Raw genomic sequence first — 6,610 nt, forward strand, 5'->3', positions numbered from 1 at the left:
TATGCCTGCCGCTATTAACTGGCCTGAAGCTGTTAAACCACTAATCAAAAAATATAAAAATAAAAAGCATCCGCTGGATCATGAAAATTTGTACCAGTTGGTGGTTATGGTGGTATTGTCGGCGCAGGATTCGGACAGGCATATCAATGAACTTGCCCCCCAATTATTTGAAGCCTTTCCTGATATGCAGGCGCTTTCCAAAGCCAGTTCCGAAACCTTAACCCCGTTTATAGGATCCGTACGCAACTTTGGCAATAAAATAAAATGGCTGATGGAAATGAGCCAGCGGATTCAGGAAGATAAAAATATACCGATGACACTGGATGAACTCACCGCTTTAAAAGGTATTGGCAGAAAATCGGCTAACGTTATTTTACGTGAATCGGGTAAGCCGGCAGAAGGTGTGATTGTTGATCTGCATGTAGTACGGGTGGCTCCCCGGCTGGGTATTGCCTCGGGCAGCGATGCCGGGAAAATTGAAAAGCAACTGATGGCTGTATTACCTCAAAAGGAATGGGATGCAGGCATGGCAATGTCTTTTCTGGGAAGAGAAATTTGCAGGCCGCAGCCTAAATGCGAGTTATGCCTGATGCATACCGTTTGCGCCTACTATAAAGCAAATAATTAATCGGTATTACAGGGAAAGAAGAATTAATCAGCCATCTCAGTAATAAAAAGTATAACTGGTTTTTAAAGCAATATGCCGGTGCAGGGAACCCGCAACAATAAACACATAGCGGCTATTACCGGGTTATTCAGGCTCGGCTTCAAGTGCCACTTCGGTGAGGGGGGTATTGTTTTTAATACTCAATTGAAAATTATTATTCAGTGAAAACTCAAGGTATTGTCCTGCAATAATTTTTTTGGTCAGCACATCTTCCCGCAATAGTTCCGCCAGTTCTTTGGCAACGGCAGCCTGTTTAATAGCCAGGTTAATGCGGCCTTTGTTTAGCTGTAGCTGCGAAAAGCTGAACTTTATTTTACGCCCGCCTGTTGCCCGCTCAAAATCGGTATGGTTTAAACTCAACTTTTGTTCTGCGCTGGCAGAACGTTTTAAAAGAATAGCAATAACGGGAAGATATTTTTTCCATGTTTGTGTGAACATATACTGGTATTATTTTTCTTTTTAAAAACAGTTGGGTATCAAACCTGCTTGTATGCGCTGCAACTGTTTATTGATTATCACTTAAACGGGTAAACTCGGCTCCATTATAAATACGCGCCAGGCTGTTGTCTTTTGTTTTTTCCCACTCCTCAACTTTTGAATCGGATACAATCCGCCAAAAATTTTTTGACTTTAATTCCTCGTAATCGTCCGTGCGGATAAACAAGCCCTTCACAGTAGCTCTTTGTTTAAAATGAATATTCACTTTTGCATTCTTCTTGGGCTTGCATTCAATGAATTTTTCAATCTTATCATTCGTCATACTTAAATTATTTAGTTAAAAAAAAGGTCACTTCCGGCAACTGCATATCATGCGTGTTGTTACACTGTACTGCTTCAGTGATCCGTTTCCTGCAAATTTTATCGGTTTCATGCCGCTCTCTACTTGATAACACTACACTTACCTGCACGCTGTAACTTAACCCCGCATTTTATATGTTTTCATATCAGATAGAAACTAAATATAACTTGAGCAGCCCGCTGGTGTAAAAGAAAAATATGAGAGCAGAGATTGTTCGCTTACAAAAGATTAACTCAAATAATGAAGCAAAGATACGTTTTATTTACGATTTAACCGCTTTTAACGCAGGAAGATGGTCTGTTATCGCTGCTCCTGCGCTGTATATCAATAAAACATCCTCCCATAACAACCTGTTGGCTGTGCCTGGCTAAAAAGTGGAAATAATTGAGGAAGACAGCGCTGAAGTATAACACGCGGCAACAATGCGCCGGCTTTTATGGCCATGCTTTCCACGGAATAACGCTCAGCATTAAGAGCAAAGCGATACCATAAAAAATAATAATACTGTTATATTTCCCACTGTTGCTGCTTAGCCGCTTAATCCTGGAGTAGCCAATGGTAACCAGCACAATGGCTATCAGCATCATCAACGGATGCTCTATTATATATAATCTTGCAACTTTTTCTTTCATGGCTTCACCCGAAAAATTAGAAACGCCCAATGGCGATAAAAAGTAAAGCACTATGCCCAGCACAAATTGAAGGTGGGTGCATATCAATCCTATTAGCGCTATTTTCCGGCTTCCGGCAGTAAAGGGTTTTTTGCGTGATGCAATTGCATAAAAAACAGCCACAATTAACGCTGCCAGTACCAAATAAGCTAATCCCGAATGAAAATGCTTTAATCCCGTATACATGACTGAATAAGTTTATTTGCAGCGAAAATAACCCGTTTACAGGTAAGTTCTGCTATTAGTTCATAAAAAATTAGTGCTGGTTGTTGGTACAACTCCTTTACTAAGTAATCCGGATCAGCTTTCTTTGTACGAATACCTAATTTTGATAACCATTACCAGATTGAAAATACAATTAAAAATAAAATAAAGATTATGGATAAGGTTTGGTTTATAACAGGCTGCTCCACAGGCTTTGGCCGCGAATTAGCCAAATGTGTATTAAAGCTGGGGTATAAAGCGGCAGTTACTTCCCGTAATGCAGATGATGTAAAGGACATTGTAACGCCTTACACAAATTCCGCTATTGCCATATCGTTGGATGTAACAAAGCAGGAAGAAATACATGCTGCTGTTACAGGGGCTTTACAGAAATTTAAACGAATTGATGTACTGGTTAATAATGCGGGCATCGGTTATTTTGGAGCAATAGAAGAGAGTGAAGAGGATGAAGTACGCCGCATGTTCGAGATCAATTTTTGGGGGCTGGCGCATGTTACCCAATCGGTGCTTCCGGTTATGCGCGGGCAGCGCAGCGGACATATTATTAATATATCCTCTATAGGTGGACTGGTGGCATTTCCGGCTCTTGGTTTTTATAATGCCACCAAATTCGCCGTTACTGCCTACTCTGAGGCCTTAGCCAGGGAAACTGCCCACCTGGGCATTAAGGTTACAAACGTTGCACCAAGTGGTTTTCGTACTGATTGGGCGGGAAGATCGGCTAAAGACAGCGCAATTGTCATTGATGATTATGCGGCTACCGCAGGGGCAAACAAAAACACGGTGCGCGGATATAGCGGCAGCCAGAAAGGTGATCCGGTGCGTGCTGCAAAAGCAATGGTAGAAGTTGTGGAATCGGAAAATCCTCCGTTGGTGTTATTGCTGGGTTCTGCTGCTTTAAAGAATGCGAAACATAAACTGGCGGCATTGCAAAACGATTTTGACAACTGGGAGAAACTGACCAGGGGAGCGGATTATCCGGAAGGGGAATAAAGGGATCAGGTAGCAGGTAGCAGACTGGACATAAAACCTGGTAAACCGGCAAAATGAAAAACTTAACATTGGAAAGGCCGGGCTAATATTATATTTGAGTTATATTTATATTAAATGAATAAAGCCTATGCGTGATAAAAAAAATTCAGGAAAAGAACTCCGGAAGCAGGTATTCAAAAAAATGGAAGCCGCGCTGGAAGATATCAGGGGGGAAGCAGATGCCAAAAAGTTTTCAAAAAAAATAAAGAAGGTTAGTGACTGGCTGGCAGGAGAAATTGCTAAAACCGCAAAAAAGCCCGCAACACCCAAAGTTAAACCTGCTACAGGTAAAGTAAAAGTTTCAGGTAGCAGTAAATCTCCCGCAAAAAAAACAGTAACAAAAAAGGCTAAAGGGTAACAAACCTGTTTTCAGAAGATACTTTTTATCTTTGAGCGGTATCTATTAATAGCGGCATGTTTGACCTGGTGATTTTCGATAGCATTTCTGTATTGTTGCTAACCGGCTTTGTTATTGGCGCCATCGGTACTTTAATAGGAGCAGGGGGAGGTTTTATTCTTGTGCCTTTATTATTGATAACCCATCCCCGGTTATCACCCGAAATGGTTACCGCCGTATCTATTGTTATTGTTGCCGCCAATGCCATTTCCGGATCGGTAGCATACGGCCGCTCTGGGCGTATTGATTTCAGGGCCGGCGTATTATTTGCTTTATTTACTATTCCCGGATCTGTGCTTGGTGTGTATTCTACAAAATACATTTCACATACCGCTTTCAATATTATTTTCGGCATACTGCTGCTCTCCTTATCTGCTTTTCTTTTGTTTAAAAGAAAAGATACGGATCATTTGCAGCAGCGAGGTGCAGATAAAAAGAAAGGACAGCGGCTTGCAGTACTCACCGATAATGAAAATACAGTGTACCGGTATACGTATAACGCTTATACCGGTGTGGCTATAAGTGCTGTTGTAGGCTATCTTTCCCCCCTGCTGGGTATTGGCGGCGGCATCATACATGTGCCGGCAATGGTACACTGGCTCCGCTTTCCCGTTCATATTGCTACAGCCACTTCTCATTTTATTCTGGCGGTTATGGCTACCGTTAGTGTAGTAGTGCATGCCCTGCAGGGAAACTATAATGACCCTTATATATTCCGCATGGTAATATGGCTATGCATTGGCGTAATAGCGGGTGCACAATTGGGCGCCTGGCTTTCCCATAAAATAAAAGGAATGGTTATCGTAAGGGCCCTGGCGGTTTGTCTTGCCATAGTAAGCATCAGGCTCTTATGGGGAATAATAGCATAAAGTATGATCTTGTTTAAACGGTTACTAATTTCGCCTTTCTGCGGTTAACAAGCGAAATGAATAATCCGGCGGTAATAAACATGATAAGGCTGTAAACCACAGCCGGTATAGCCATGGTGGCATTGCCCAGCATAAGCGGGCTGCTGGCAATAGCAATGGCCAGCGTGCCGTTTTGTATACTGGTTTCAATACTAATGGTAATTTGCTGCGCAACAGGCAGGTTAAAAAACCGGGGGATATAATAACCCAGCAGCATACCCGAAATATTCAGCAGGAGCGCTGCCGGTCCGGCAAGTACCATAGATTGCACAATGGTTCCCCTTTCCTGGTAAATAGCAGCCAGGATAACCAGTATCAGAAAAACAGCCGACATGATTTTTACCGGCTTTTGCGCACTTTGGGCGAAACCGGGCACCCAGGCTTTTACCAGCATACCAATGGCAGCAGGAACAAGGGTAATGGTTACTATTTTAAAAATGGAACTCAGCACATCAAGATGAAACTCGGAAGCAACACCCATATAATGCTGTATGGCAATATTTACCATAATGGGAATGGTAAATATTTTTACAATACTTGAAATTGCCGTTAACGAAATGCACAGCGCCGTATCGCCGTTAGCCAGGTGAGTAAGCAGGTTGGACGTTGGCCCGCCGGGGCACATGGCAAGAATAATGAGACCGATAGCCAGTTCGGGACTGCTTTTTAATAACAGGGCGGCAATGGTAAAGCCTAAAACAGGCAATAAGATCAACTGCGTAAAAGAACCAATAATAATGGCTTTGGGGTACAGGAATATGCGTTTAAAATCCCTGATCTTCAAAGAAAGACCAAGCCCGAACATAATAATGGCCAGTGCAAGCGGTAATAAAGCGGTTGAAATGATACCGGAATTCATGGTAACAGGTTATAGGGTTTAAACAATCGTAGGGATCAAGATACATACTTTTTTGCCATTCGTAAAAACCGGTAACATAAAAAAATACTGGAACTGGAAAGTCCCGCAATAAACCCGATCCAGATGCCTGAAGCGCCCAACCCGGCATGGAAGGCCAGCCAATAACCAGCCGGAATACCCACTACCCAATAGGCAATGCCAATGAGCAGCGTAGGCACTTTTACATCTTATAATTGGTTTAGCTAATTCTATGATAGGTATGTCATCCGATTCAACAATTAAATTACCTCCTATCTTCTGGCTCTCTAAGTCTTGATTTTTTGCGCCCTTGGTAAATTTTAAAGACTTATCTATTTTTTGAAGCAAGCCACTACTTATAACATTACCCCATAACATCAATTGTCTGACTGGCGAGAGGTTCAAGTTGTAAACGTACTGAGCTTCATAGATGCCGTTAACTACTGAATATTGCTCCGCCCTTCTTGCGTAAAGCATCCCATTTGATAAATACGCATCAATTATAAAGATATCTTTGTCCGCTCTATAATCTTTTGTTGGGTCTGATTCATATTGCAGCCTTCTAGTCAATTCAATGCCTATATCGTCCTTCCTGTATGGACTTATCAAATTTAAAATACTGGCGCTCGTTTGAAGTGGCGTGGCAAAATTAAACTCGCCATTAAAAGAATATAACCCGTTCACTTCTTCATACTCTTCATCTTTGCCTCCTGTTTTAATTTCTGAAAAAATACGTTCATAATCTATTGACCTCGATACATCCAGAACCGCACCTAATTTTAAAGATACTTTTTGAATATAAATGTCATCGTATTTCTTAATCCTAAAAACTTTTTTATTGTTTATAGTTTGAACAGTTCCGACTAAATTTTTCTCTTTGCTGAATGCTTCAAATGCTTCTTTGAAACTTGTGTTTAGATGTGTTTCGTCATCTGGGAAACCTCTAATCATTAACCCATTCAAAACTGCTAAATAGGCGCCCTCGCCATCTTTTTCATATCCTAAATCTTCACGCCCGAAGTAATCAGAATAGA

At 41.6% G+C, this 6,610-nt stretch carries 10 protein-coding genes; 5 read left to right on the plus strand and 5 right to left on the minus strand.

Going from position 1 to position 6,610, the window contains the following annotated elements:
• The first annotated feature begins 1 nt into the window (after window position 1).
• Entirely contained in the window at window positions 2-628 is a 627-nt protein-coding gene (locus VL121_RS02530) for an endonuclease III domain-containing protein (protein WP_325401821.1), read from the plus strand.
• A 123-nt stretch (window positions 629-751) separates the two neighbouring features.
• Here the strand turns inward: VL121_RS02530 and VL121_RS02535 are convergent, their stop codons facing one another.
• Together VL121_RS02535 and VL121_RS02540 are read right to left on the minus strand one after the other, a co-directional pair.
• Window positions 752-1,105: a hypothetical protein gene (locus tag VL121_RS02535; RefSeq protein ID WP_325401823.1), complete on the minus strand. Its 354-nt coding sequence runs from the start codon at window positions 1,103-1,105 to the stop codon at window positions 752-754.
• Window positions 1,106-1,172: 67 nt separating this feature from the next.
• Complete coding sequence (locus tag VL121_RS02540) at window positions 1,173-1,427, minus strand: short-chain dehydrogenase (protein WP_325401825.1); 255 nt, start codon at window positions 1,425-1,427, stop codon at window positions 1,173-1,175.
• Between the two features lie 236 nt (window positions 1,428-1,663).
• On the opposite strand from VL121_RS02540, the gene VL121_RS02545 reads away from it, so the two are divergent.
• Window positions 1,664-1,837, plus strand: a complete 174-nt coding sequence (locus VL121_RS02545) for a hypothetical protein (protein ID WP_325401827.1) — start codon at window positions 1,664-1,666, stop codon at window positions 1,835-1,837.
• Between the two features lie 63 nt (window positions 1,838-1,900).
• Here VL121_RS02545 and VL121_RS02550 read toward each other — a convergent pair whose 3' ends face one another.
• The gene (locus tag VL121_RS02550; RefSeq protein WP_325401829.1) at window positions 1,901-2,323 is read right to left on the minus strand and encodes a hypothetical protein; all 423 of its coding nucleotides are present in this window, start codon (window positions 2,321-2,323) and stop codon (window positions 1,901-1,903) included.
• A 192-nt stretch (window positions 2,324-2,515) separates the two neighbouring features.
• Here VL121_RS02550 and VL121_RS02555 point away from each other — a divergent pair, with 192 nt between their 5' ends.
• From VL121_RS02555 to VL121_RS02565, 3 genes are all read left to right on the plus strand, one after another.
• Window positions 2,516-3,355 (plus strand): oxidoreductase, encoded by an 840-nt coding sequence (locus VL121_RS02555; RefSeq protein ID WP_325401831.1) that lies wholly within the window; start codon window positions 2,516-2,518, stop codon window positions 3,353-3,355.
• Window positions 3,356-3,482: 127 nt separating this feature from the next.
• Window positions 3,483-3,752: a hypothetical protein gene (locus VL121_RS02560; RefSeq protein ID WP_325401833.1), complete on the plus strand. Its 270-nt coding sequence runs from the start codon at window positions 3,483-3,485 to the stop codon at window positions 3,750-3,752.
• A gap of 56 nt (window positions 3,753-3,808) precedes the next feature.
• Window positions 3,809-4,660: a sulfite exporter TauE/SafE family protein gene (locus VL121_RS02565; protein WP_325401835.1), complete on the plus strand. Its 852-nt coding sequence runs from the start codon at window positions 3,809-3,811 to the stop codon at window positions 4,658-4,660.
• A gap of 13 nt (window positions 4,661-4,673) precedes the next feature.
• Here VL121_RS02565 and VL121_RS02570 read toward each other — a convergent pair whose 3' ends face one another.
• Together VL121_RS02570 and VL121_RS02575 are read right to left on the minus strand one after the other, a co-directional pair.
• Window positions 4,674-5,558, minus strand: coding sequence for a bile acid:sodium symporter family protein (locus VL121_RS02570; protein WP_325401837.1), 885 nt, complete (start codon window positions 5,556-5,558; stop codon window positions 4,674-4,676).
• A gap of 18 nt (window positions 5,559-5,576) precedes the next feature.
• On the minus strand, window positions 5,577-6,610 hold a 1,034-nt coding region (locus VL121_RS02575; RefSeq protein ID WP_325401839.1), incomplete at its 5' end, for a hypothetical protein.

Origin of the sequence: Agriterribacter sp. (genome assembly GCF_035497235.1) — a bacterium.
GTDB lineage: Bacteria > Bacteroidota > Bacteroidia > Chitinophagales > Chitinophagaceae > Agriterribacter.